The 26697-nt window shown below is 63.4% G+C and carries 18 protein-coding genes; 10 read left to right on the plus strand and 8 right to left on the minus strand.

The window, feature by feature from the left end:
- Positions 1-45: 45 nt before the first annotated feature.
- The 3 genes from P0D87_RS04815 (at position 46) to P0D87_RS04825 (ending at position 4337) form a co-directional block, all read left to right on the plus strand.
- On the plus strand, positions 46-1416 hold the full coding sequence (locus P0D87_RS04815) for an MFS transporter (protein WP_006046927.1): 1371 nt from the start codon (positions 46-48) through the stop codon (positions 1414-1416).
- A gap of 72 nt (positions 1417-1488) precedes the next feature.
- Entirely contained in the window at positions 1489-3159 is a 1671-nt protein-coding gene (locus tag P0D87_RS04820; protein WP_053859194.1) for a thiamine pyrophosphate-binding protein, read from the plus strand.
- Positions 3159-4337, plus strand: a complete 1179-nt coding sequence (locus tag P0D87_RS04825) for an alpha-hydroxy acid oxidase (protein ID WP_053859193.1) — start codon at positions 3159-3161, stop codon at positions 4335-4337. Before P0D87_RS04820 ends, P0D87_RS04825 begins: the two co-directional genes overlap by 1 nt.
- 19 nt (positions 4338-4356) lie before the next feature.
- On the opposite strand, the gene P0D87_RS04830 is transcribed toward P0D87_RS04825, so the two are convergent.
- Genes P0D87_RS04830 through P0D87_RS04840 form a run of 3 tightly spaced genes read right to left on the minus strand, consistent with a single transcriptional unit; the run spans position 4357 to position 6182 of the window.
- Positions 4357-5151 carry an SDR family NAD(P)-dependent oxidoreductase gene (locus P0D87_RS04830; RefSeq protein WP_053859192.1) on the minus strand — a complete coding sequence of 265 codons (795 nt, stop codon included), beginning with the start codon at positions 5149-5151 and terminating at the stop codon, positions 4357-4359.
- Positions 5152-5156: 5 nt separating this feature from the next.
- A complete protein-coding gene (locus P0D87_RS04835; protein WP_053859191.1) occupies positions 5157-5660 on the minus strand; it encodes an SRPBCC domain-containing protein in 504 nt (167 codons plus the stop codon).
- A gap of 27 nt (positions 5661-5687) precedes the next feature.
- Positions 5688-6182, minus strand: coding sequence for an SRPBCC domain-containing protein (locus P0D87_RS04840; protein WP_053859190.1), 495 nt, complete (start codon positions 6180-6182; stop codon positions 5688-5690).
- Positions 6183-6476: 294 nt separating this feature from the next.
- On the opposite strand from P0D87_RS04840, the gene P0D87_RS04845 reads away from it, so the two are divergent.
- Positions 6477-7358 carry a LysR family transcriptional regulator gene (locus P0D87_RS04845; protein ID WP_053859189.1) on the plus strand — a complete coding sequence of 294 codons (882 nt, stop codon included), beginning with the start codon at positions 6477-6479 and terminating at the stop codon, positions 7356-7358.
- A gap of 65 nt (positions 7359-7423) precedes the next feature.
- On the opposite strand, the gene P0D87_RS04850 is transcribed toward P0D87_RS04845, so the two are convergent.
- On the minus strand, positions 7424-8857 hold the full coding sequence (locus P0D87_RS04850; RefSeq protein ID WP_053859188.1) for a DEAD/DEAH box helicase: 1434 nt from the start codon (positions 8855-8857) through the stop codon (positions 7424-7426).
- Positions 8858-9074: 217 nt separating this feature from the next.
- Positions 9075-11489, minus strand: coding sequence for a two-partner secretion domain-containing protein (locus P0D87_RS04855; RefSeq protein ID WP_053859187.1), 2415 nt, complete (start codon positions 11487-11489; stop codon positions 9075-9077).
- A 451-nt stretch (positions 11490-11940) separates the two neighbouring features.
- On the opposite strand from P0D87_RS04855, the gene P0D87_RS04860 reads away from it, so the two are divergent.
- From P0D87_RS04860 to P0D87_RS04870, 3 genes are all read left to right on the plus strand, one after another.
- Positions 11941-12579 (plus strand): TetR/AcrR family transcriptional regulator, encoded by a 639-nt coding sequence (locus tag P0D87_RS04860; RefSeq protein WP_006046939.1) that lies wholly within the window; start codon positions 11941-11943, stop codon positions 12577-12579.
- Positions 12580-12610: 31 nt separating this feature from the next.
- Complete coding sequence (locus P0D87_RS04865; protein WP_053859186.1) at positions 12611-14215, plus strand: MFS transporter; 1605 nt, start codon at positions 12611-12613, stop codon at positions 14213-14215.
- A gap of 495 nt (positions 14216-14710) precedes the next feature.
- Positions 14711-14980: a YodC family protein gene (locus tag P0D87_RS04870; protein ID WP_006046941.1), complete on the plus strand. Its 270-nt coding sequence runs from the start codon at positions 14711-14713 to the stop codon at positions 14978-14980.
- A gap of 34 nt (positions 14981-15014) precedes the next feature.
- On the opposite strand, the gene P0D87_RS04875 is transcribed toward P0D87_RS04870, so the two are convergent.
- Positions 15015-15326, minus strand: a complete 312-nt coding sequence (locus P0D87_RS04875; RefSeq protein WP_006046942.1) for a superinfection immunity protein — start codon at positions 15324-15326, stop codon at positions 15015-15017.
- A 218-nt stretch (positions 15327-15544) separates the two neighbouring features.
- Here P0D87_RS04875 and P0D87_RS04880 point away from each other — a divergent pair, with 218 nt between their 5' ends.
- From P0D87_RS04880 to P0D87_RS04890, 3 genes are all read left to right on the plus strand, one after another.
- Entirely contained in the window at positions 15545-17008 is a 1464-nt protein-coding gene (locus P0D87_RS04880) for a M20 family metallopeptidase (RefSeq protein WP_006046943.1), read from the plus strand.
- Between the two features lie 91 nt (positions 17009-17099).
- The gene (locus P0D87_RS04885) at positions 17100-18203 is read left to right on the plus strand and encodes a malate/lactate/ureidoglycolate dehydrogenase (RefSeq protein WP_053859185.1); all 1104 of its coding nucleotides are present in this window, start codon (positions 17100-17102) and stop codon (positions 18201-18203) included.
- Positions 18204-18607: 404 nt separating this feature from the next.
- Positions 18608-19495: a crotonase/enoyl-CoA hydratase family protein gene (locus P0D87_RS04890; protein ID WP_029965677.1), complete on the plus strand. Its 888-nt coding sequence runs from the start codon at positions 18608-18610 to the stop codon at positions 19493-19495.
- 73 nt (positions 19496-19568) lie between these two features.
- On the opposite strand, the gene pdeR is transcribed toward P0D87_RS04890, so the two are convergent.
- Both pdeR and P0D87_RS04900 read right to left on the minus strand, forming a co-directional pair.
- On the minus strand, positions 19569-21572 hold the full coding sequence (pdeR, locus tag P0D87_RS04895) for a cyclic di-GMP phosphodiesterase (protein ID WP_006046946.1): 2004 nt from the start codon (positions 21570-21572) through the stop codon (positions 19569-19571).
- A gap of 267 nt (positions 21573-21839) precedes the next feature.
- Positions 21840-26546, minus strand: coding sequence for a DEAD/DEAH box helicase (locus tag P0D87_RS04900; RefSeq protein ID WP_082367081.1), 4707 nt, complete (start codon positions 26544-26546; stop codon positions 21840-21842).
- Positions 26547-26697: the final 151 nt, after the last annotated feature.

Here is a 26697-nt window from a genome sequence, read left to right on the forward strand (position 1 = left end):
CAACACCTTGACGTTTCTGGCGACGTACATTGAAGGAGACAATTGATGGAAACGACATTAGCTGGCGCGCGGAATACGGCGACGCAAAGCAATAGAAGCATTGTTATAGCCGCCGCCGCATCCTGTTTTGGATGGGCGCTCGACCTGTTTGACCTGTTCATTCTGCTGTATGTCGCGCCTGTCGTCGGCAAACTGTTCTTTCCATCGGATCATCCAACGCTGTCTCTCGCAGGCGTGTATGCGTCGTTCGCCGTGACGCTGCTGATGCGGCCCATCGGCTCCGCTCTCTTTGGATCGTACGCGGACCGGAATGGGCGCAAGCGTGCAATGCAGATTGCCGTGTTCGGCGTGGGCATAAGCACGGCCGTGTTTGGGACGCTGCCGACGATTGCACAGGCTGGTGTCATAGCGCCCATCCTGTTTGTGCTTCTTCGCCTGGTGCAGGGCGTGTTTGTGGGCGGTGTCGTTGCTTCCTCGCACACGTTGGGGACGGAATCCGTGCCGCCTCACTGGCGAGGCGCGGTTTCGGGCCTGATCGGCGGGGGTGGGGCCGGCATCGGCGGACTGCTTGCCTCTATTGTCTTTTTCATCGCGTCGGCGCTGTTTCCGGGTCCGCAATTCGAAGTGTGGGGATGGCGCGTCATGTTCTTTGCCGGATTGATAACCTCGCTCCTCGGCGCGCTGTTGTTCCTGAGACTCGAGGAGTCTCCGTTCTGGAAAGAGCAGCATGCGCGAAAGGCTGCACGCAAGGCCGCCGTGTCGAAGCAATCTTCGCCGCTGCGAACACTCTTTTCCTCCGAATATCGCCGGGTCATGATCGTCAACGTCATCATGACAACGTCTAGCGGTGCGGGTTATTACCTCTGCTCTGGCTATTTGCCGACCTTCCTGAAGGTCGTCAAGCACCTGCCGAACGGTACGACTTCAACCATTCTCATGGCGACCGGTTTGCTTTCAATAGCAGCAGCGATAGCAATCGGTGCGGCGAGTGACTTTTTCGGCCGCAAAAAAGTATTCATCGGAGCGGGCGTTCTGCGCCTTGCACTGCTTCCCATCCTGTACATATTGATGACGAAGACAGACAGCGTGCCTCTATTGGCGGGCTACACGCTGCTCCTCGCAGTTCTTGGCGGGGCAAGTTACGCGCCGCTGCTGATCTTTCTGAATGAGCGCTTCCCCACAGCGATTCGGGCGAGCGGCACCGGGCTTTCGTGGAATATCGGATTTGCGCTTGGCGGCATGATGCCGACGTTCGTCTCGCTTCTCTCAGCAAGCGAGCAGCAGTTGCCCGCGACGCTGTCGTGGTTTCTTCTCGGTGTTTCGGCGCTCTTCCTCGTCGGGGCATTCATCGTCCCGGAAACACGAGGCAATCTGGAGGCGAGCCGAAGAAGCGAAGCCGGCATGCCTGGAGCGTGACGATTAGCGATGCGAAGCTTTGGTGCTGGACGGGCGACTGACGAAACTCTGACTGTTTTTCAAAAGACACGTATGGCAAACGAAAACCGGGACATTACCGGCGCACGCATCCTGGTCGATGCATTGCGTGCGCAGTCGGTCAACACGATCTTCACCGTTCCAGGCGAGAGCTTTTTGGCGGTGCTGGACGCTCTGTACGATGTCGTAGATGACATCAAGCTCGTGGTTTGCAGGCACGAGAGTGGAGCCGCGAACATGGCGGAGGCGCATGGCAAGCTGACCAATCGACCAGGCGTCTGTTTCGTGACGCGAGGGCCAGGAGCGACAAACGCATCAATCGGAATACACACCGCGCGGCAAGATTCCACGCCCATGATCGTTTTTGTTGGGCAAGTCGCACGCGATACGCTCGAGAGGGAAGCGTGGCAGGAGATCGACTACCGGCAGATGTTTGGTCAGGTGGCCAAGTGGGTCACTCAAATCGATTCGGCAGCCCGGGTCCCCGAGTTGATCAGCCGCGCCTTCCACGTCGCAACGTCGGGCCGTCTAGGGCCTGTGGTGATCGCCTTGCCCGAAGACATGCTCGTTGAGACGGCACCAGTAGAAAAGGTCGTGCCGCCACTCCCTTATCAGACGATCACGATGCAACCGGCGAGCGAACAGTTGGCCCGCGTTGAGAAGCTGCTGTCCGAGGCATGCAAGCCGATCGTTCTTCTCGGCGGCGGGGCCTGGAGCCGCGAGGCCTGCGACGATCTGCGCCAGTTCGTGACCAGGTTCGATTTGCCGGTTGTCTGCACATTCCGGCGACAAGACCTGTATGACAACCGCGATCGACATTACGCCGGCGAAGCGGGTCTGGGAATGGATCCGGCGCTTGCCGCGCGCTTACGGGAAGCAGATTTGCTGCTTGCGATTGGACCTCGCCTCGGCGAGACGAGCACACTCGGCTACGAGCTTTTTTCTATCCCAACGCCCGCAGTGAAGCTCGTGCATGTGCATCGCGACGCGAACGAACTGGGACGTGTGTACCGGGCGGATCTCCCCATCAATTCGGGTATGGCGGAATTCGCGCGCGCCGTCGCCAGGCTTGAATCGCCGAACAAGCCCGTGTGGACCGATTGGACGCAGGCCGCGCACGCCGACTATGAGGCTCGACGCGCGCCTCCCCCTAATAGCGGTTCAATCGATCTGGGCGCTGTCATGGCTCACATCGACGAAGCGTTGCCCGAGGATGCGATCGTAAGCAACGGCGCGGGCAACTATACTCTTTGGGTTCAACGATTCTTCCGTTATCGCGGTTGGCGCACTCAGCTTGCTCCAACGAGTGGCGCGATGGGATATGGATTGCCCGCCGCCATCGCCGCGGCGCTTCAGAAACCTGATCGACCCGCGGTCTGTTTCGCCGGAGATGGATGCTTCCTCATGACCGGTCAGGAGTTGGCAACTGCCGTGCAGTACGATGCGCGAGTCATTGTGATCGTTGTCGATAACGGCATGTACGGCAGCATTCGAATGCATCAACATCGTCACTATCCTGGACGGGTCATTGGCACGACATTGCAGAGTCCCGATTTTGTCGGACTTGCCCGCGCTTATGGTGCTTACGCGGAAAGCGTTGAGCGCACGGTGGACTTTCCAGACGCATTCCAACGCGCACGCGAGGCAGGCCGCCCGGCAGTTCTCGTCCTGCGCACCGATCCCAACCTGCTCACGCCAAATATGATTATCGGTCCGGGGGTCTGATGCGTCTCAGCAATCACCTGTCGATCGCGGACCTGGAGCGAAGCGCGTCCCGGCGGCTGCCGGCCAGCATCTTCGGCTATGTAAGCGGTGGCGCGGAAGACCACCGCGCCGTAGTGGGAAACCGCACGGCTTTCGATCGTTGGGTACTCGTACCGAGAATGCTCACTGGCGTCGCCGAGCGCTCGCAGGAAGTGGAGATTTTTGGGCAACGTTACACGTCGCCGGTGGGAATAGCGCCGATGGGGCTCGCCGGGCTCTGTGCCTATGAGGGTGACCTGCAACTCGCGGCGGCCGCTCGCGACGCGAAAGTGCCCTTCGTTCTGAGCGCAGCGTCGACCGTTCCCCTCGAAAAGGTGGCAATGGCAGCACCCGGCAGTTGGTATCAGGGGTATTTGAGTGCCGACCGATCGACGATCACGCCATTGCTCGCGCGTATCGAAAGGGCCGGGTTCGGTGTTCTTGTGATTACTGTTGACGTGCCATTGGCCGCGCAACGGGAAAACGAACTGCGCAACGGTTTCAGCGTACCGCTGCGGCTAAGCCGCCGCCTGGTCTATGGTGGTCTGGCAAGGCCCAGATGGCTTCTGTCGACGTTTGGACGCACGCTGCTTACGCAAGGTGTTCCGCATTTCGAAAACTTCACGGCCAACCGGGGCGGACCGATCATCACCGGCGCGACCGGCGACCACCGCAGTGGCCGTGCAGCGCTCTGCTGGAACGACATCCACTGGATTCGAAGTCAGTGGAAAGGGACACTGGTGGTGAAGGGAATCCTTCATCCCGACGATGCCCTCCGGGCCAACCAGGCAGGCGCGGACGGCATTATTGTCTCTAATCACGGCGGGCGGCAGCTCGACGGCGCGCTTGCAACGCTCGATGCGCTTCCGGCCATTACTGCCGTTGCCGGCGACATGCCGGTTATCCTCGACAGTGGCGTTCGCCGCGGCACAGACGTTATAAAGGCGCTGTCGCTGGGGGCGCGTATGGTCCTCGTGGGCAGACCAGCGATGTACGGCCTGGCCGTCGGCGGTCATGCGGGCGTTCGGCATGCGTTGCAGTTGCTAAGAAGAGAGATCGACGTAGACCTCGCATTGCTGGGATGTCCGAGGATCGAGAACCTCAATAGGGACTTTGTTGTGCAGGTTTCGCGTGAGTCGTGGCATGCGGCTCATGGATAGTGAATATCTGCCCATGCAATCACGCAATTGAACGAACCACGCCCCCATCGACACGCAACGCTGCACCCGTCGTTGCGGACGCCTGCTCAGAGCATGCATACACAACCATGTTCGCAACTTCGTCCGTAGTGGCGAAACGATTGATCAGCGATGTGGGCCGCGACTTCTTCAGGAACTGTTGTTCAGCCTGCTCTTGCGTGATCCCTTGCTCTCGCGCGGTCGCCTTCATCCAGTTCGACAGGATTTCAGAGTTGGTCGGGCCGGGCAGCACGGCATTGACGGTCACGCCCGTGCCGGCAACCAGTTCGGCTAGCCCCCTCGACACCGCGAGCATCGCGGTCTTGGTCACGCCGTAGTCGATCATTTCTTTCGGAATGTTCAGCCCTGACTCGCTACTGACGAACACGACGCGCCCCCAGCCCTGTTTCGCCATTTTGGGCACGTAATAGCGGGCGGTGCGAACGCCGCTCATCACGTTGAGCTGGAAGAGGTCGAGCCATTCGCTGTCGTCCTGTGCGAAAAAGTCGTTTAGCCGCGCTGTGCCTGCGTTGTTGACAAGAATGTCGGCCTCCGGCGCGTGTGCAAACAGGGCCGCGCAGCCTTCGGCTGTCGCAACGTCGGCGGCCACGCCGGTCAATTCCGCATTCGGCAGAATGGCGCGCATCTCGCGCAGCGCAGCATCGACCCGCTCCTGGGTTCGGCCATTAAGTACGACCACAGCGCCGGCGCGCGCGAGCCCTTCGGCAATTGCCCGTCCGATGCCGGCAGTGGAGCCCGTAACGATTGCCTTGCGGCCATTGAGTTCGATCTTCATAGCGCTTATCTCCGTTCTGCTTCTAGTTCTGCTTCGGCGGCCCGGGCGAGGCATTCGACCCAATCCTGGTGATAGCGATAGAGCGCGCCAGGATGTCTGCTACCGATCAGTTCCACAAAGAACTGGCCTTGCTGTGTCTCTTCGGTCAGCAGGTGACAACCTTCTTTCGTTGGCGTGATCACCCAGCCGTGATAGGCGCTCGAACCCGTTTCATCGCCATCGACCGTTGTGGCCCACGCGAGCCGGCGATTCGGCACGCATTCAGTGACGACCAGTGACATCGGATAGCCGACCGTCACGCGGCTGTAGCGTGTGCCGAGCGCGAGTTCCGACTCGCCGGACAATATCCGGACCTGATCTTCGGCCGGAAAGTATCGCGACCAGCGCTCGGCGTCGACGAGCAGTTTCCAGACCACTTCCGGTGGCGCTTTCACGTCGATGTCGTTGAGCGCGTAAATTGCCGAGGTACGCGGGTCATAGCGTTCCGGCCAGTTGACTTTGTCGATCATGTATCGAATCCCTCTTTTTCGGTTGGGTTAGCCGCGGGAATGCTCACGCGCAGTGGCGATCTGGGCGAGGTTCCTGAGCAGCTTCTCGTGGGTGAGCCAGAACACGTCGGGTGCCTGCTTCGCGAGTTCCAGCCAGTGCGGTCCCTGCATCGTCTCCTCTGTCCACAGATGACACCCGCTTGCGGTAGGCGTGATGATCCAGGCGTGGTAGGCCCTGGACGCTGTGGAGACCTTTGGATAGCCGCCCCACGCGATGCGGGTCATCGGCTCGAACTCCTGCACGGATGCGAAGACGTCCTGGCCGGCGAGGTTCGTCTCGAAGCTCGTACCAAGGCCAAAGTGATCGCCTCCGTCAAGCGGCTGCACGTGCTGAACACCGGGATAGAAAGCTGGCCAGGAGTTGAAATCGGTGAGCAGGGACCAGATTGTTTCGACCGATGCCGAGACCTCGAGCTCGTTGGTGAAATGGATCGGAGAGCGGCTCGGTTTCATCTCCTCGGGCCACTTGATTGTTTCGTACATGGTGGTTCTCTAACGGGTGAGCGATGGATTTTGATGCTGCCGACGGAGGCCCGGCGCGGGACTCACTCGGGTTTGATGAGATGCTGGAAGATGAGCGGCGCCCAGTTGTGGCCTCTCGCCTGTACGAGCGAGCCGCCTACGCGGAGCGAGCCCAGGTCATCTTTGTTCTCCTGCTTTGAGTCAGCTTGCGGAGAATAGTAATTTGCGCCGAATCGAATGATAATCACGCGAACTATCATAGGATCTATTCCACACTGGAATTAGTTGTCGAATGGACGTAGCCGGAGTCGCGGGATGGATCGGTTTGACGAATTGAACGCATTTTTTGCCGTCGTGGAGGCAAGCGGCTTTTCCGCAGCCGCGCGAAGGATTGGCGAGTCGCAGTCCGCCATCAGTAAGGCCGTGAACGCGCTGGAAAAGCGCCTCGGCGTGGCGCTGCTCCGTCGCAGTACGCGCAAGGTGACGCTGACCGATCAGGGCCGGCTGTACTACGACCGCATGCGTCCACTGGTGGACGAAATCCAGGTGGCGGATAGCGAGCTGACCAGCACCACGCTCGAGGTTTCGGGCCTCATCAGGATCGCGGCGCCCTCGACGTTCGGTCGCCTGCACGTGCTTCCACTGATTCCCGGATTGCTGGCGCGACATCCTGGCTTGCGCATCGATATGGTGCTGTCGGACGCCGTGCGGGATATGGTGGAAGACAGGATCGATCTTGCGATTCGCGTGAGTCCCGTTGAAGAGCCCGATTCGGTGGTGCGTCGTGTGGCTGCCACCTCACTCGTGTGCGCCGGATCGCGCCGTTATTTCGAGCGGCACGGTGTACCCCGGACTCCTGCCGATCTCGCGGATCACAACTGTCTGGTCTATGGCGAGATGACGGACTGGCCGTTCGTCGGGCCGCAGGGGCCGTTCAATTTGCCGGTGCGGGGCAATCTGTCGTCCAATAGCGTGGAGACGATTCTTGCGGGCGTGCTGGCCGGCGTCGGCATCGGCATGTTCCACCGCGCTTCGCTGGTCGGCGAGTTCCAGCAATCGGACATCGTCACCGTACTGGATGATTTCGTGCAGCAGCCAAGGGAGGTCAGCTTGATCTGGCCCAAGCGACGGTTTGTGCCGACCCGCGTGCGCAGTGCGACGGATTTTCTGGCCGGTGCGCTTGCGGAGCGGATTTAGCTCCAGGACGGTTTGCCTGCAAGCCGCCACGCTGTTCCAAGGCTGCGGTTACTCATCCCCGCGGGTCAGGGTTGGCGTTTGCCGCGGCCACCAGCGAGTTTGCCAGCCGGCTTGGCTGAATTCGCAGCGGCTTTGCTGCGCGGCTTTTGGACGCTGAATGGACTACCGCTGGACAACCTTGTGGCTTTATCCGCGGCCACTGCGCGCTGCGCCGCAGGCTTGCGTTTGTTTTCGCCAATTTGCGGGCGCGGCTTTTTGCTGGTCAGTTGGCTGGCGCCCGGCGCAGCCTGTGGCGCTTTGGGCTTCTTGGGCTTTTTGGGTTTCTTGATGGTCTCGCCCATCGCGCTGGTTTGCGGCACGCGGTGTTCGGCTTCAAAACCCGGCTCCTCTTCACGGCGCAGCGTTTGCCGGATCAGCGCTTCAATCGCGGCCAGTTGCGGCGCTTCGTCGGCACACACAAGGGACACCGCTACGCCGCTGGCGCCAGCGCGGCCGGTACGGCCAATGCGGTGCACATAGTCTTGCGCCACGATCGGCAGATCAACGTTGATCACCAGCGGCAGGTCGTCGATATCCAGCCCGCGCGCAGCCACATCGGTGGCGACCAGCATATTGACTTCGCCCGTCTTGAAGCGCTCGAGCGCACGCATGCGCGCGGGTTGCGGTTTGTCGCCGTGGATGGTGTCGACCGCATAGCCCGCTTCATCCAGCATGGCCGCCAGGTAATCCACGCCATTGCGGGTCTTGACGAACACCAGCGCGTGCTCCCAGTTGTTCTGAGCCACAAGGTGCATGAATAGATCAGGCTTGTTCCTTTTATCCACCGGCACCACCCACTGCCTGATTTTGCTGGCCGTGGCATTGGGCGGGCTGACGCTGATGTCGACGGGGCCATGCAGAATGCCCGCCGCCAGGGCGCGGATATCATCCGTAAACGTGGCCGAGAACAGCAACGTCTGGCGCTCTGCGGGCAACGCGGCGAACACAGCGTTGAGCTCGCGCGCAAAGCCCAGATCCAGCATGCGGTCGGCTTCATCCAGTACCAGCGTTTGTACCTGATCGAACTGCACTGCGTTCTGGCGATTGAGATCGAGCAAACGGCCCGGCGTGGCAACGAGCACGTCCACGCCTTTGCGCAACTTCATCATCTGCGGGTTGATACTCACACCGCCGTAGGCGGCCAGAAATCGTAAATCGAGGCCTTTACCGTAATCGATGAAGCTTTGCAGCACTTGTTCAGCCAGTTCACGGGTGGGCACCAGCACCAGAACACGCGCGCGGTTGCTCGACACCGCCGGGCCCTGTTGCACCAGCCGTTGCAACAGCGGCAGCGCAAAACCCGCCGTTTTTCCAGTACCGGTTTGTGCCGCAGCCATGACGTCCTTGCCACTGAGCACAGCAGGAATCGCCTTGGCCTGCACCGGCGTAGGTGTCTGGTAATTGAGGTCCCGCATGTTACGCAGCAAGGGATCGATCAGGCCAAGCGACGCAAAAGACATTGGCGTATTCCTGTCTAAAACCGCAGATTCTAGCGGTTACCGCCTGATTGCGCCGCGCTGGAAGCTGTACTACGAGACACCGTTGAGCAGTACTGCCGCCAGTGGCAGCGCAATTGCATCAACAGCAAACGCGCCACTGGCCGCAACCAGCCACATCCCGCCAGGACGGAAGAAGGGCGGCTCGGTGCGAAAGTGAATAGGTCGGCCAATAGCCCTGTTAATGGCTCGGTTGCCAGCGCAGGACAGGGTGACTCGCGCCGGCCGGCATGACCCACGCGCCGGTCGGTCCGAAGTCCCAGCCGACGAAGCTTGCCGGATCGCTCATCTGCGCGGTGGTGAGGCCGTTGGATGCCGGCAGTTGCGGGCCGGTTCCGGCGCTGACGCTGCGGGTCGTCGTCTGTTTGTCCCAGTAGACGTTGGCGGAGATCCCCGCGTTGGGGTCCGGGTGGTTGTACGCCGCGATGCCGCCGAAGCTGGTGGGCGTATCCGGCGGCGCGCAGCAATAACCTTGCACCAGCCCGGCCGCAAACGACTGCTCGATTGTGCCGGCGTTCTCATAGACGAGGCCGCCGGTGCTCAGACTGCCATACGAGGTGCCCGTTGCATACGATTGTGAGATGCTACCGCCGTTGAAGCCTGCCAGCGCTCCGGCCACGCCGTGATTGCCCGCACTCGCAACGCCGGTTGCATAGGATTGCAGAATTGTCCCTTCATTGAGGCCGACCAGTCCGCCGAGCAAACCGGCCGACCCGACGAACGCGCTGCTCCACGAGCGCTCGATCAGGCCGTCGTTGCGTCCCACCAGTCCGCCGCTCGTCGCACCTTCGAACGATGCGGTGCCGCGCGTCCCACTCGTATAGGCGTACGTGATCGTGCCCTGGTTCAGGCCGGCCAGAATGCCGAACGCGATTCCCGCGGGAAAATAGACATATGTGCTGAGCTTCGCATTCGTCATCCCCACATTGCGCACGACTCCCGTCGGCCCGATCACACCGAACAGTCCCAGCCCCGGCACCGGCGAACCTTGTTCGCGCTGTGAAAACCTGTCTATAACGTGGCCCATGCCGTCGAATTGTCCGGAGAAGGGAGTGGTGGCATTGCCGAGCGAAGAGAAAGCGAATGAGGTATCGGTCGCACTGGCGTCGAGATCCTTGCCCAGCGCATAGTTGCCCGCGAGGTCGAGCGAGATGCCCTGCAGGTCGGTCAACGAATTGACCAGCTTATAGCCGGTCACCTGCGTGACGAGACCGCTATACGGAGCCGCTGTCCATGCGGCGTTTGCGAGGTTTATCCCGGCGGTATAGCTGCCGTTCATGTCGTAGAGCGCGCGGACGATGCCCGTACTCTTCGACCAGTCGATCGTGCCGTTGTTGATGACGCTGCCGCCGTTGTCGATGCCCGGTGCGTCGGCGCGCAAGGTCAGATTGCCTGCGCCGTCGTTCGCGAGGGTCGTACTCGTCGCTATGGAGACGTCGTGGTAGGCGGCAAGCGCGAGAGAAGCGGGACCGTGCCAGCGCACGCTCGATGCGACACCCAGGTCGCCCGTCGCGCCGTTGGCACCCGTCGCGGTGATATCGACAGAGGTGCCCGAGTTCAGGCTGCGCTGCAACGCATGTGCAGCGGCGCCGTCGATTGTGAAAGCAGGCGTCGAGAGATTCCACTGGCCTGCATGCACCACCGCGTGCCCGCCCAATTCCAGTTGCGCCGCTTGCGTGTCGACCGTTCCGCCGCTGCCGTCGGCGTTGCTTGCGGCGATCTTGCCGAACTGCCCGACACGGCCGCTGTCGGCAACGAGCCACACATGGCCGTCGCGGCTCGCAGTGCCCGTCGCGCGGATACGCGTGCCTCTTCCCGCCAACGCATACACATTGCCGTCGGCGGCCTGCAGACTGATCTGAGCGGCGGTTATCCGCCCCTTGTTGGAGACCGTGCCCTGACTGCCTGTCTGCACGAACACCTGCTTGCTGCCGGCCGAATCCTGCAGCAGCACCTGCTCGCCCGTGGCCAGCTCCGCCGTGCCGTTGAGCGCTGCGACCGTGCCGGCGTTGACGACGTCGTGTCGCGCAATCAGGAATATGTCGCCGCCGCTCGAACTGATCTTGCCGAGATTGATCACGGATGCGTTCGAGGTGCCCGACAGCGTGAGCGATCCTCTGCCCTGCATGAAGGCGTCGTTGCAGATGTCCAGCGTCGACGCAACGAAACGTCCGCCGGTCGTAATAACGCCCGATGGTCCGACGACGATTCCCTGCGGATTGATCAAATAGACGCTGCCCGTCGCACCGAGCCTGCCGAGGATGGCAGAGGGTGAACCACCCGTCACCCGGTTCAGCGTCGCGCCGGAGCCGTTATCGAACGTGACGCTGTTGGTTTTGCCGATCGAAAAGCTGTTCCAGTCGATCACCCCGCGCGTTGAACCTGGCTGCGTGATCAGGAGGCCGTTGCCCTGGCTTGCGATCGCGCCGGTGCCGGCCACATATGTGCCGCCTTGTGGAAGGCCGCCCGCCGCGAGCGCCACAGGTGTCAGGGACAGCCCACTCAGCGAAATGCCGATGGCCAGCAGGAAGGCTGCGTTTGAATGTTGACGCCGCAGTGTGCGTCGCGCAGGCCGAGCAAGTTTTGGATGTGACATACACCCCCCTTCTCCGCGTACGAGCGGAAGGGCTGCAGATGACCCGCAGAGCCGAGCGCAAATGCGTTGGTCACAGCGTCTGAAGAATAGCTGCTGGCCCTGTGCATGCCTGCCGATATCTCTGCGTTTTGCGCCTTATTTGCGCCTTATTGTCGCAAGAGCCAAAGACGCTGATCGAGCGTCGGTGCGGCTCTGCGGGCGAGGCAAAGACGTCTGGAACTATTGCAACGGTGAGTATCCATGGTCGACCCTGCGCGAAAGCAGCCGACAACCAAAGATTCAAAACAGCTTCCATTTTTCGAGGCCTAACGCGCGGCAGTCCCGCGGCGTTTCCGAGTCTATTGCTCAATTTTTGCGGTCTATTGTGCAGGGACAAGTGACAATGCACGCGCCGCGCAGCCTACGAGATTCCGGGTTGATTTGTTGAACGGTTAGTCATAATATCGGTTGCATGAAGCCAACCGGTCAACCCCATTCCTCGCCGAAGAAGGCGGGGCCTATCGGCTCGCGCGGCCGGCCACGCGAGTTCGACACGCACGCCGTGCTCGCCAGCGCAAGCCAGGTGTTCTGGAACCACGGCTATCACGCCACCTCCATCGACGACCTTTGCAAAGCCACCGGTCTGCAGCGGGGCAGTCTGTACGGCGTATTCGGCGACAAGCACGGCATCATGCTCGCCGCGCTCGATCATTACGCCGAGGGCTCGGTGGCGCGTCTCGCCGAGCGGCTGAACGCGCCGGTGCCGCCGGAAGAGGCGCTGCGCAATGCATTGCTGCATTACGCGCGGGTCGCGTGCGGGTTGTCCGGCGAGCGGAGCTGCTTCATCACCAACACCACGCTCGAAATGCAGCCCGGCGACGACGAGTTGCGCAGCCGCGTCGCCGCCATTCAGCGCCGCATGGCTACGTTGCTGGCGGCATCGGTGATCCGCGGTCAGGCAAGCGGCGCATTCAATTCCACGCTCGACGAAAAAGCCGTCGGCGATTTCCTGCTGTGCGTCATGCAGGGTCTGCGCGTGCTGGGCCGCGTCGCCCATAAGGAAGACGCGCTGACCGGTATCGTCGATGTCGCGATGCGAGCCCTCGTCTAAATTTTTTTGCCGATTTATTGAACGATCAGTCATGAAATCTGAGCCTGTTTCGCCGTCTTCGTCTATCTCGTCCTCTTCGTCCGCTGCGTTGGCCGGCGTGTCACGCGCAGCAGGTTGCAGCGCCTCGCGTGTCGCCGTGTGTCCCGGCTCGGTTGCGGCGAGCGCCGCGCACGGCGCGCACACCGCGCCTGCGGCCGACCCGCCCGCGCCGCGCTTCGCGCGCCAGGGCCTTGCACTGGCCGTGCTGTTCGTCGGCGCTTTTCTCGCGCCGCTCGACTACTTCATCGTCAACCTCGCGCTGCCGTCGATTCGCACCGGCCTGAACGCGACCGACGCGCAACTGCAACTCGTCGTATCCGCCTACGCGTCGGTGTACGCGGTCCTGCTGATTACCGGCGGACGGCTCGGCGATCTGTTCGGCCGGCGCCGCATGTTCATGACGGGCATGGCCGCCTTCGTGATCGCGTCGGCGCTGTGCGGTTTCGCGACGAGCGGCCACATGCTGGTGATCTCGCGCATCGTCCAGGGCATGGCCGCGGCGATCATGGCGCCGCAAGTGCTCGCCACGATCCGCGCCGTCGTGCCGCTGCATCAGCAAACGCGCGTGATGAGTTTTTACGGCTTCGTATTCGGCCTCTCGTCGATCGTCGGGCAGCTCGGCGGCGGCGCGCTGATTACGTATCACCCATTCGGCCTCGACTGGCGAATCATCTTCCTGATCAATATTCCGATCGGTGTCGCGGCGTTTTTCGGCACCTGGAAGTTCGTGCCCGAGAACCAGCCGGCCACGCGCACCGGCCTCGACATGAAGGGCGTCGCGCTGCTTTCCGCGGTGTTGCTGCTCGTGATCTATCCGATGACGCACGGCCGCGAAGCCGGCTGGCCAGCATGGACCTTCGCGATGTTCGCGCTCGCGGTGCCGGCGTTCGCGCTCTTCGTCGCCACCGAAAAGCGCGTGGAGCGCGGCGGCGGGCATCCGCTCGTCGATCTGCAATTGTTCCGCAATCGCGCGTTCGCGCTCGGCCTCGTGCTCGCGTTTCTGTTCTATTGCAACAGCGCGTTTTTCCTGACCTACGGCATCTATCTGCAAACCGGCCTTCACTGGACGCCGCTCGCGTCCGGTATCGCCATCATGCCGTTCGCGATCGGCTTCGTGATCGGGCCGCTGACTTCGCCGGCGGTCGTGAAGCGCATCGGCGGGCATGTGCTCACGCTGGGCTTTTCGATGATGACGCTAGGCTTCACGATAACCGGCTGGGCCGCAAGCGAAGCGGCCGCGCCGGACCTCGCGTTCTACGCGGGTCTCGTGTGCGCGGGCGTCGGTCATGGTTTGCTGCTGCCGTCGATCATGCGCATCGTGCTGCTGGAAGTCGCGCCGGAAAAAGCGGGGCTTGCGTCGGGCGTGGTTTCATCGACCTTGCAGATCGGCTCGGCGTTCGGCACCGCAGCGATCAGCGGCGCATTCTTCGGCGCACTCGGCGGGAGCGGCGCAGGTTCGACGCCGGCCGCGTACGCCCACGCGTTCCAGTTGAGCCTGGCCATTAACGCGGTGCTGATGTTTCTTTGCATCGGCTTGAGCGTGCTGCTCGTGCGCCATCAGCAGCTCGTGTTGCGGCGCTCGGCGCGCACGCTTTGAAAACGACGCGCCAGGTAATCGTTTTCATCGCTATAACATCGCGAAAATTATTAAGCTGTTTCACACGGTTTTCATTTTTAATTGCAGCGCATTTACCGATGAGCGAGTCATTCATAGGTAATTGAGAATCGCTGGCAAATAGCATCGCGTCGTTATCCGCGCCGAAATCTGTTTCACTTATGAAGCATTTTTGGCCATGCAGTTTCTACCCGCACCACGGCCCGTGGCAGTAATTCTTGCGGTCTGTGCGCTCCCGCACACGGCTGTCCGCGGGCCTTGCGGGGAGCGCCTCCGGTTTAACCCGCAATTGCAGTGCGTCATAATGTCTTTATCGCCGCTATGAAATCGCTTTCAATAAAAAGCGCTTGCCGTCTTTAATTTCGATTGTTAATCTGAACGCGCTTTAGAGGTGTTCTTCAGTCGGTCCTGAACAAGTCGGACCGATGCCTGGCGCAATCATTCAAATACTGCCAACGGTTCCGTAGAGGATTGAAAATGCTAACCGCTACCATTGACGCACTTGCCGCGCCGCCCGCCTGCTTCACCGCCGGCGACGTCGTCACGTTGAAAGACGGAGGCCCGCGCATGACTGTCACGTATGCGGGACCGGTGGCGCTCAATCCTGGCGAGTGGCTGATCTGCGAATGGTTCGACGACCACGGCGAACTGCGCCGCGAAATGTTTTCGCCTTCCAGCGTGCGCGCCGAGCCGCGCTGCATTCCGGCCGGCTCCGTGCAGTGGAACCGGATCGGCCGCGCGGCGTAAGGCCGTCGTCTGTGAACACACGGCTGCGCGCTTGTTATCTGTCGGGATGATCGCGCGCCGTGTCACGCCTTTGCACGCGTAGCAGTAGCGCGGACGAAAACGCGCGCATCCGCACCAGCTTCCGTTTTTCCACCACCTCGCCCGCGAGATCCTTCGGCGGGTTCGGCTGCAACGCCCAGTAGAGCGCGAGCAGCCAGCCAAGCACCGTCCAGCCCATGCACGCGTTGAACAGCGCGAGCGTCAGCACGTCGACGCGCTTGCGGCGGTCGGCCAGAATCGCCGGCAGGAAATACAGCGCCAGCGCGATCACCACGGCGATGATCTGAATGGCAACACGCTCATTCATATGCCGCCTCCCCGAAACGCGACCTGCGTGTCTTACGCGACGTAGGCACCTGACATCGATTGTCGCGCGATTGTTTGCCACGTGCAGCTTCGTTGAAAGGCTTCCGCGCGTGCAGCCCCGCGCTGCGTTGCACCGATGAGCGACGAGCCCTTCAGCACATTCGCCATCAGGACTATCATGTTCGTTTCGAGTGAACGAAACCGTTACGGACCGCGACCATGATCTCCGACGATACGACCCAGCAGACGCAGCGCCTTAACCCCGACACGCTCCGCGAGTTCGTGGACCGCAAATGGAACGACGAGATCGTGCCCGCGCTGACCGACTACATCGCGGTGCCGGCCAAGAGCCCGGCGTTCGATCCCGAGTGGGTCAAGCACGGTTACCTGGAGCGCGTGATTACCGACGCCGCGCAATGGGTCGAGCAGCAGCCGGTGCGCGGCCTGAAGCTGGAGATCGTGCGCTTGCCGGGCCGCACGCCGGTGATTTTCTTCGAGACGCCGGCCACGCGTTCCGGCAGCGACGAAACCATCGTGCTGTACGGCCATCTGGACAAGCAGCCGGAGTTCGACGGCTGGCGCAGCGACCTGGGTCCGTGGACGCCGAAGCTCGAGAACGACAAGCTCTATGGGCGCGGTGGCGCCGACGACGGCTACGCGATCTACGCGAGCATCACCGCGATCGCCGCGCTGGACGCGCAAGGCGTCGAGCGACCGCGCTGCGTCGGCCTGATCGAAACCTGCGAGGAGTCCGGCAGCTACGATCTGCTGCCTTACGTCGACGCGCTGCGCGAACGGCTCGGCAACGTCGGGCTCGTCGTGTGCCTCGATTCGGGCGCGGGCAATTACGATCAATTGTGGCTTACGACGTCGCTGCGCGGACTCGTCGCCGGCGATCTCGAGGTGCAGGTGCTCGACGAAGGCATCCACTCGGGCGGCTACGGCGGCATCGCGCCGTCGAGCTTCCGCATCATGCGGCAACTGTTCGACCGGCTTGAAGACGCCGCTAACGGCACGCTGCTGCCGAAGGGTTTTCACAGCCCGATTCCCGCCGACCGTCTGCGTGAAGCCGAAGCCACTGCACAGATCCTCGGCGACGATGTGTGGAAGAAGCTGCCGTGGGCTTGCGGCCAGGACGGCCGTCAGGTGCTGCCCACCACGACCGATCCGAAAGAGGCGTTGCTTAATTCGACGTGGCGTCCGTCGCTGTCGGTGACCGGCGCGGCCGGCTTGCCCGCGCTCGCCGACGCCGGCAATGTGCTGCGTCCGCGTACCGCATTCAAGCTGTCGCTGCGGCTGCCGCCGCTGATCGAAGCGGAGAAGGCCGTCGCGGAACTCAAGGCGCTGCTCGAATTCGACCCGCCGTACAACGCGAAGGTGACGTTCAAGCCGGACGCGGGCGCGGCGAGCGGCTGGAGCGCGCCCGACCTCGCGCCGTGGCTCGCCACCGCGCTCAACGACGCATCGCGCGAGCATTACGGCGCCGATGTCGCCTACATGGGGCAGGGCGGCACGATCCCGCTGATGAACGTGCTCAAGGCGGGCTTCCCGAAGTCGCAATTCATGGTGTGCGGCGTGTTGGGACCGAAGTCGAATGCACACGGCCCGAATGAGTTTCTGCATGTGCCGTATGGCAGGAAACTTACGGCGGCGGTGGCTGAGGTGATTGCAGCCGCGCCTTGAGGGGGCGGATTTTCGTTGCTGATCTTCGTCGCGAATTTCGCTGCCGATAAGTGCCCAACTCGAGCGCTCGATTTCGAGCGCCCAACTTCGCATGACCGATAGCAATCTCGCTCGATCCAGCACGCCCCGCATCGCGGCCGACCAACTGCACGCCTACGTGAGGGCGATCTGGGAGCGGGCCGGCAGCGCGCCGCGCGAAGCCGAGCTGGTCGCGGATCATCTGGTGGCGGCGAACCTCACGGGGCACGATTCGCACGGCGTCGGCATGATTCCGCGCTATGCGGCTTCGCTGGCCGACGGGCAACTGCAACTGAACCTGCATGCGGAAGTCGTCAAGGACGCGGGCGCCGTGCTCACCGTGGAAGGCCACAAGGGCTTCGGCCAGGTGGTTGCCTTCGAGGCGATGGAAGCGGGCATCGCTCGCGCGCAGCGCATCGGCATTTGCGCGGTGGGCTTGCGCGGCGCGCATCACATTGGCCGCATCGGTCACTGGGCCGAGCAGTGCGCGCGCGCCGGGCTCGTGTCGTTTCACTTCGTCAACGTGGCCGGCGATCCGCTCGTCGCGCCGTTCGGCGGCGCCGACCGCCGTATCGGCACGAATCCGTTTTGCGCGGCTTATCCGCGGCCCGGCAAGCCGCCGCTCGTGCTCGACTTCGCGACCAGCACCGTGGCTTACGGCAAGACGCGGGTCGCGTATAACCAGCGCAAGCAGGTGCCGGCCGGCGCGCTCATCGACCATGAAGGCGTGCCGACCGCCGATCCCAAGGTCATGCACGAGGCGCCGTTCGGATCGCTGACGCCGTTCGGCGGCCACAAGGGTTTCGGGCTCGCGGCCATGTGCGAGATTTTCAGCGGCGCGCTCGCGGGCGGCTTCACCACGCATGCGGACACGCTGGGCACGACTAACGCGATCATCAACTGCATGCTGTCGGTTATCGTCGATCCGGCCGCGTTCGATGCCCCCGACGCGCAAGCCGAAGCCGACGCCTTCATCGCATGGGTCAAGGCTTCGCCGCTCGCGGTGGGCACCGAGCGCATCTATGAGCCGGGCGAACCGGAACGCGTCACGCGCGCGGAGCGCGAAGCCAACGGCATTCCCGTCGACGCCGCCACGTGGACGCAGATCTCCGCGGCGGCACTCGCGGTCGGCATGAGCGCGGATGAAGTCGCGCGCTGGTCGGCGTTGCTCCAATAGCCTTCATCATGCCGACGAGCGGTTGCGCATTCATGCAATATACATATTCCGTCTGCCACCCCACCAACAAAACCCCATTCGCAAGCAGCAATTTCGACTGCCTCGTCTAATCGGCCTTTATTGCTTTTTCTTTCACCTTTTCAACGCGCATTTCCACTCACACGCGCCACCGGGCCTTTCCATCGATAGCGCAAAACATCGCGCTATCTCGCACCATTTTGGCCGCGCAAGCGTTTGCGCGCCAGCGCACGTCACGGCACGGAATCGCCCCGCTGCGACGCCCGCCGCGCAAGGGTTTGACATTTCCTTGCGTTGCTCTGTTGGTTATCCCGCTCCCATCGGATTCCGGTCTGTTTTAGGCTCGCACTGCAATATCAGTGTTTAACCTTAAAGGACCGTTCAAAATGAATCTGCATAACCACCACGCCTGCCGCCCGTTCCTCGAAGCCGGCAATCTGTCGCAAATCGCCGCTTACTACGAAGAAGGCCGCAATGTCATGTGGATGATGCTGCGGGCGCAGCCGCGTCCCTGTTTCAATCTCGATCTGGTGCACGACATTCTCGGGCTCGCGCAGGCAGCGCGCGAGTCGGGCTTGCCGATCGATTTCTGGGTGACGGGTTCGCTGATTCCGAACATCTACAACGTGGGCGGCGACCTCGATTTCTTCGCCGACGCGATCCGCTCGGGCAAGCGTCAGGCGCTGATGGCCTACGCGCGCGCTTGCGTCGACTGCGTTCATGCGGCGGCGCGCGGTTTCGATACCGGCGCGATCTCGATTGCAATGGTGGAGGGCACGGCGCTCGGCGGCGGCTTCGAGGCGGCGCTCGCGCATCACTTCCTGCTCGCGCAGTCGGACGCGCGCATGGGCTTCCCCGAAATCGCCTTCAATCTGTTCCCCGGCATGGGCGGCTATTCGCTCGTGGCGCGCAAGGCCGGCATGCGCCTCGCCGAGGAACTGATCGGCGGCGGCGAATCGCATACGGCCGAGTGGCATCAGGAAAAAGGGCTCGTCGATCAGTTGTTCGAACCCGGCGACGCGTATGTGGCGACCCGCACGTTCATCGACACGCTCAAGCCGAAAATGAACGGCATCCGCGCGATGCTGCGTGCACGTCAGCGCGTGCTGCAACTGCCGCGCGCCGAGTTGATGGAGATCACCGAGGATTGGGTCGACGCCGCGTTCATGATCGAAGAGAAGGATCTCGCCTTCATGGAACGGCTCGTGATGCTGCAAAACCGCCGCACGTCCAACCTGCGGCAGACGGCCGCGAGCGCGGCCAATTTCGGCTGACTCTATCGCACCAAGCGCATTCAAGCGCACTCAATCGCGATGCGGCCCGCCGTGCCCGTCGCGGCTGACAGGCTCAGGCGATCAGCCTGAGCTTCTGCCGGTCCTGCAACCAGCGCTCGAAATCGGCGGCGGGCATCGGGTGAGCGTACAGGTAGCCTTGCACATACTCGACGCCCAGCCCCTTCATGAAGGCTTCTTCCGATTCGGTCTCGATGCCTTCGGCGACCACCTTGAAGCCGAGTTCCTGCGCGACCACGACCATCGAGCGCACCAGCGCTTGCGCTTTCGTATCGGCGTTGATCGAGCGCACGAAACTGCGGTCGAGCTTGATGACGTCGAGCGGAATGCGGCCCAGTTGCGACAGCGACGAATAGCCGGTGCCGAAGTCGTCCAGATGCACCTGCGCGCCGATCTGGCGGAAGTGCTTGATGAGGTCGATGGCCGCGGCTTCGTCTTCGATCAGGCAGCTCTCGGTCAACTCGACATCGACGAGGCACGGCTCGAGATTGGCCGCGGCGAGCGCTTCGGTGAAATGCCGGACCACGGCGGTGTCCACCAGTTGCCGCGCCGACACGTTGATGGCGATGCGCAGGTTGTAGCCGTCCGCTTTCCATTTGGCGGCCTGTTTGGCGGCCGTTTCCATGACCCAGCGGCCGAGCACGCCGATCAGTCCCGACTCCTCGGCATAACGAATGAATTCGGCCGGCATGATCTGCCCGCGCTCCGGCGAATTCCAGCGGACCAGCGCTTCCACGCCTTGCACCACGCCGGTTGAAAGCACCAGCTTCGGCTGATAGTGCAGCGTCAGTTGGCCTTCGTCGAGGCCGCGCCGCAAGTTCGTGTCGAGCCACATGTACTCGGCGACCTTGCGGTTCATCTCCGGCGAGAACACGCGATGCGTGCGCTTGCCTTCGTCCTTGGCGACGTACATGGCGGTATCGGCCGAGCGGATCAGCGACTCGAGGTTGTCGCCGTGTTCCGGATAGCGCGCGATGCCGATCGAGCAGCCCGTATAGACTTCGACGAGCCCAAGGCTGAACGGCGTACGCATGCGTTCGAGGATGCGCTGCGCGGTCGCTTCCAGTTCGTGCGCCGTGCCTTTTGCCGCAAGCACGATGAACTCGTCGCCGCCGAGCCGCGCGAGCGTGTCGCCTTCGTTCAGGCACATGCCGATGGCGGCCGACACGTCGCGAATCAGACGGTCGCCGAATACGTGGCCGTAGTGATCGTTGACCTTCTTGAAGTTGTCGAGATCGAGAAACAGCACGCCCACCGATTCGCCGGGCGCCGCTTCTTCGATCGCGGTGCGAATGTAGTCCTGAATCGCATTGCGATTCGGCAGGCCGGTGAGCGAGTCGGTGTTGGCGAGTTGCCTCAGGCGTTCCTGCGCGAGACGTTCTTCGGTGATGTCGGTGCCCGAGCAGATCAGATATTGCTCGTCGATGCCGCTGCCGCTTTGCACGAACTTGTTGCGAAACAGGAAGAGCCGCTCGCCGTGCAGCGTCTTCACGCGCCGCTCGACTTCATACGACACGCCGCGATTGAAGAAGCCCGCAATGTTCTGACTCGACGCCGCGCCGTCTTCCGAGGACATGAACAGCGCCCACACATTGCGCCCGATGATGTTCTCTTCCTTCACGCCCGTGAGCTCTTCGGCGAGGCGGTTAAAGCGCTGGATTCGCCCATGCCGGTCGACGATCACGACCACTGAATTGACTTCCGACACGACCTGCTCGGCGAACGACAAACCATGCATCAGATCGCGCGCGACCGACTCCGTGTCGTCATAAGCCGAGGCCGTGCCCGCCCAACTGATGCTGTTGATTTTTCTGCCGACGAGATGCAGCCGCAGCGGCTCGCCGAACAGGCGAACGTCGAGAACCACATGCGAGGTGATGCCCGTGAGGCAACGGATTTGCGATGCCTGCTGGGGATTCAGCGGAATGGCCACGTTGGCCGGCACGTCCCCGGTGACTGGCGTCAGTTCGAGCGCGTTGCTGTCGCTCGACAGACGCCAGCAAGGGCTGCTTGTGCCGAACTGCGCAAAAAGCACCTGCTCGTGTTGGTCGTCATTCATGGAATCCCCGGGCGGTGTGCCGTTCGGCCCTGATGGCGGATAGCGGCAGACAGTCTTCATCATACTTAAAGACGGGCCCATTGTAGCGAAGCCACTGAAATTCGGGCCATAAAACAATGAAGGACGCGCGGTTGTGTGGCGCGCGCGTCGATCGGTAAAAGGGAGTGGGGAGGGTGCGTGGTGAGGCATTCTTTACATCGGGGCGTCGCGCATGGGGCATGGGGCGCGCGGCTGATGCGGCTCACGCTGCTCACGCGGCGCCAGGCATCAGAAGCGCCGCGTCAGCCAGCTCCGCGCGCGCTCGCGCTCAGCCGGGCTTGCTTCGAGCGACGCGTCGAACCAGAACGCGCCCGCCACCAGCGTGGCCACGACGACGCCGTCACGATACAGAACGCGGTTGCCGCCCACAGCCGGCACCCGTTCCCCGACCAGCAGCGTGCCCGCCAGATTCAACGGATCGGTGCCGCCGACGCACACAAAAGCACCATCGTTCGCATGCCTTCGTACTTCGCGCAGCAACGGAATCGCTTCGGGCAACGCGAATTGCTCGCCGGCCAATCCATTGACGAAGCGGCCGCCGCGAATCACGCCGCGCGCTTCGAGCCGCTGATATACACGAAGCAGATCGCGCCACGGCGGCAGCCAATCGGCTTCGCGCTCGAGCAGGCGCCAGAAAACGACACCGTAGCGCCGCAGCAACGTCATCGCGACATGTTCGACGATCTCGGGCGGCAACGTGCGCCGCCGCTGACTTTGCAGTGGTTGCGGCGGCGCCTCGTTCGCGCTGACGGCCGCCGGAACAGGGCGGTTGACGAGCGCCCAACGCCCGGCATCGTCCATTCCGCCGATCAGCGCCGTCGAGCGCACACGCCGGCTGCCGGAATAAGCATTGCGTTTGGCGGCCGGCTTGAGCAGCGCGCGCAGGCCCGCGAAACTGTCCGAGTTCACGAGACCGGCCGCCACCAGTTCGCCGAGCGCGTTTTCCAGTTCGATACGCAAGACGCGAAGTTCGTGCAGCAATTCGTCGAAGAACATCGCGCCGTGTTGCGACAGCGCGTCGTGAACCGCTTGCGCACGCGGCGATAACTCCGGCTGACGCGCCGGATCGATCAGTGCGCTCCACACGCGCACCTGTGGACGCGGCAGCAACACGATAGGCGTGCCGCGCACGGGGCCCGCTGCGCTGCGCGAGCGCTCCGTAAACCGCGTCCAGACGATCTTGCCGGCGCGGCATAGTTCGTCGAGCGAAGTATTCGTGTATGCCTTCACGCGCGCGGGCAGAATGTCTTCCTCCCAGGCGCTGGCCGCGGCCTCGAAACCTTCCAGTTGTTCGAGCACGGCCGCGAGCGCATCGCGGCCTTCGCTGCGCGTGTCCGGCGTCAGATGCTGCCACTCGAACAGAAAACGCATGAAGTCGTGGCGTTCGACCGGCTCGATTTCGCGGCGCAAGCGCCTGACCGTGTAGCGGTGGATGCGCGCGAGCAGGTGCCGCTCGCACCATTCGTCGCCGGGTGCGTCGGGTGCCTGGAGCGCTTGCGGCGTGAAGCGGCCGCGCATCACATAGCCTTCGGCTTCGAGGCGGATGAGCGCCTGTTCGACCGATGTCTGCGGCAGCCGCAACGTGTCCGCAATCGCAGCGGCGGGCAGTGGACCGAAGCCTGTGAGCCGCGCGCGCAGCACGTCGACGAGGGCGTCGTCGGCGCTCCACTCGTCGGCGTAGCCCTTCGGCGCGGTCAGCGGCGGCGCGAAGCGCGGGCCGTCCGGCTCCGGGTAAAGCGCGGCGAAGCAGGTGAGCCGTTCGGCGGGCAGCCACAGCGCGGCGTCGGCGGCAATTTGCAGGCGGGTCGCGCGGCCCGACTGCGCGAGCGACTCGAGCCATTGCGGCCAGCCTTCGTTCCCGCGTGCCTCAGCCTCGGTGATGCACGCGAGGCCCGTGAGCGCCTCGTGCATTTCGTCGACGCTGCGCGCCTGCGGCCAGGCTTCGTCGCGCACGCTCGCAATCGCGTCGGGGTCGAGCGCGCCGAGGTCGTCGGCGCTCGACGGATCGGTCCAGCGGCGGTTGAGCACGGCCTGCGTGCGACGCTCCTCGATGGGCGCGTCGTCGAGATAAGCGTAGGGCTTCGCGTTGAGGATTTCGGCGGCAAGCGGCGAGGGCGCAGGCAGATCGCGCGCGACGAGCCGCACGTCGCCGCTTTCGATACGGCGCAACAGCGCGATCCACCGCTCGCTGTCCATCGCGTCGTGCAGACAGTCGTCGACGGTCTGATCGACTAGCGGATGACGCGGCAGTTCGCGCTCGCCGACCACGTTCTCGAGACACGCGGCCTGTTCGGGAAAGACGCTCGTCAGCAGATCCTCGCTGCGCATGCGCTGCAATTGCGGCGCCGTCTTGCGTCCACCGGTGTAGCGCGGCAGTCCGAGCGCGGTCGTCGCGTTCCAGCGCCAGCGCACGCCGAACAGCGGCGCGTCGAGCAGCGCCTGGATCAGCAGATGTTCGGCGCTCGCCGAATGCAGATAGCGCCACACTTCGTCGAGCACGAACGAGTGGCTGCCGGTCAGCGACAGCACGATCGCGTCTTCGGTCGCGGCCGCTTGCAGCTCGAAGTTGAACTGGCGGCAAAAGCGCTTGCGCAGCGCGAGGCCCCACGCGCGATTCACGCGGCTGCCGAACGGCGCATGAATCACGAGCTGCGTGCCGCCCGATTCGTCGAAGAAACGCTCCATCACGAGCGTGTCATGCGTCGGCAATACGCCGAGCGCGGCGCGCGCCCGTGCGAGATAGTCGACGATCTGACGCGCCGCGGCTTCGTCGAGGCCGAGCTCGGCGATGAGCCAGTCGATCGCGCGTTCGAGGCGCGCGGGCATGGGGTTGTTGGGGGTTTGTGTCGGCTGGGTGACTTCTGTGACTTCTGTGACTTCTGTGACCTCTGTGACCTCTGTGACCTCTGTGGCTTGCGTGGCTTGCGTGGCTTGCTTGGCTTCGGCGGGCGCTTCGCCATTCGTTGCCCGCTTGCTTTGCAACCGCGCTCGCGTCTTCGGCGACTGCGCAATGAGCGGCGCCGCGGACGCCATCGCCGCCTCGTCCGCGTCGAGCAGCGCAGCCGACGCCGTCGGCTCATCCGCCTCCAGCAGCCGCCCGATCTGCTCGCGCAGCCGCGCGACGCCCAACGACAATTCATCGCTGCGGCCCGGCGCCTCGCCGAGCCAGAACGGGATGTTCGGCGGCTGGCCTTGCGCATCCTCGACGCGCACGCGGCCGCTTTCGATCCGCAGAATCCGGTACGACGCGTTGCCGAGCTGGAACACATCGCCCGCGAGACTTTCGACCGCGAAATCTTCGTTGACCGTACCGATGTTGATCGCTTGCGGCTCGAGCACGACCGCATAGTCGGCGTTCTCGGGAATCGTGCCGCCCGACGTGACCGCGACGAGTTTGCCGCCGCGCCGCCCGCGCAACGTGCCGCTCACCACGTCGCGATGGAGGTAGGCGGCGCGCGGTCCGTTGCGGCTCGTGTAGCCCTCGGCGAGCATGCGCAGCACCGCGTCGTACTGCTCGCGCGTGAGTTCCGCGTAGGGCGCGGCGCGTCGCATCAGGTCGAACAGCGCGTCCTCGCTCCATTCGGCGCTCGACACCTCGGCGACGATCTGTTGCGCGAGCACGTCGAGCGGCGCGCGCGGAATGCGCAGCGCGTCCAGTTCGCCGCGCCGCACGCAATCGAGCAGCGCGGCGCATTCGATCAGATCGTCGCGCGAAGTCGGGAAAAGCCGGCCTTTGGGCATGCCGCCGACCTGGTGGCCCGAGCGTCCGACGCGTTGCAGAAACGGCGCGATCGCGCGCGGCGAACCCATCTGGCAGACCAGATCGACGTCGCCGATATCGATGCCGAGTTCCAGCGACGCCGTCGCGATCAGCACGCGCAGTTCGCCGCGCTTGAGCCGCTGTTCGGCGTCGAAGCGATGCTCTTTCGCGAGGCTGCCGTGGTGCGCGGCGACGGCCTCCTTGCCGAGCCGCTCGGTCAGATGACGCGCGGCGCGTTCGGCCATGCGCCGCGTGTTGACGAAGATCAGCGTCGTGCGATGCAGCGCGACGAGTTCGGCGAGCCGGTCGTAGACGCGCTCCCATACCTCGTTCGGCATTACCGCTTCGAGCGGCACCGGCGGGATCTCCAGCGCGAGATCGCGCGCGCGGATATGGCCGACGTCGATGATCGCGCAATCGGCCGGAACGTCGCTGTCGATACTCGCGCCGCCTACGAGAAATCGCGCAACCGCGCTCACCGGTTTTTGCGTCGCGGACAGGCCGATACGCGGCAGACGGCGCCCGCACAACGCGTCGAGCCGCTCGAGGCTGAGCGCGAGATGGCTGCCGCGCTTGCTGCCCGCGAGCGCATGGATTTCATCGACGATCACCGTGCGCACCGTCGACAGCATCCGCCGGCCCGAGTCCGAGCCGAGCAGCACGTATAGCGATTCCGGCGTGGTGACGAGAATGTGCGGCGCGCGCTTTCGGAGCGCGTTGCGCTCCTGCTGCGTGGTGTCGCCGGTGCGCACGGCGGTGCGGATGTCGAGCGGCGGCAGCCCGCGCGCGTCGAGTTCGGCGGCGATGCCTTGCAACGGTATCTGCAGGTTGAGGCGGATGTCGTTGGAAAGCGCCTTGAGCGGCGACACGTAGACCACCAGCGTTTCGTCGGGCAGCGCGCCGTGGTTCGCGAGACCTTGCTGGACGAGATCGTCGAGCGCGGACAGGAACGCGGTGAGCGTTTTGCCGGAACCCGTCGGCGCGGCGACGAGCGTCGAGCGGCCACGGCGGATCTGCGGCCACGCGGCGGCTTGCGCGTCGGTCGGCGCGGGGAAGGTCTTCAGGAACCAGCCGGCCACCGCGGGGTGGAAGGCCGCGAGCGGGCCGCCGTGCTCGGCTGCATGCGCAGCGGGCGGCGTGGCGGCTGTCGTGGTGGCGGTGGCGGCTGAAGTCATACGTGTTTAGATGGGGACGCGATGCCCAATATCCAGACGACGGAAAACCCCCTGCGTTGCGAGAAAACCGCAATCGCGGGATGGGGAAATCAGTCTCGCAGGTTTTGATGGGGTTTGCCAAATGCTGCATCGGTCGATGGTTCGACCGCAA

It is taken from the genome of Paraburkholderia sp. RL17-368-BIF-A, assembly GCF_046054045.1.
Taxonomy (GTDB): domain Bacteria; phylum Pseudomonadota; class Gammaproteobacteria; order Burkholderiales; family Burkholderiaceae; genus Paraburkholderia; species Paraburkholderia graminis.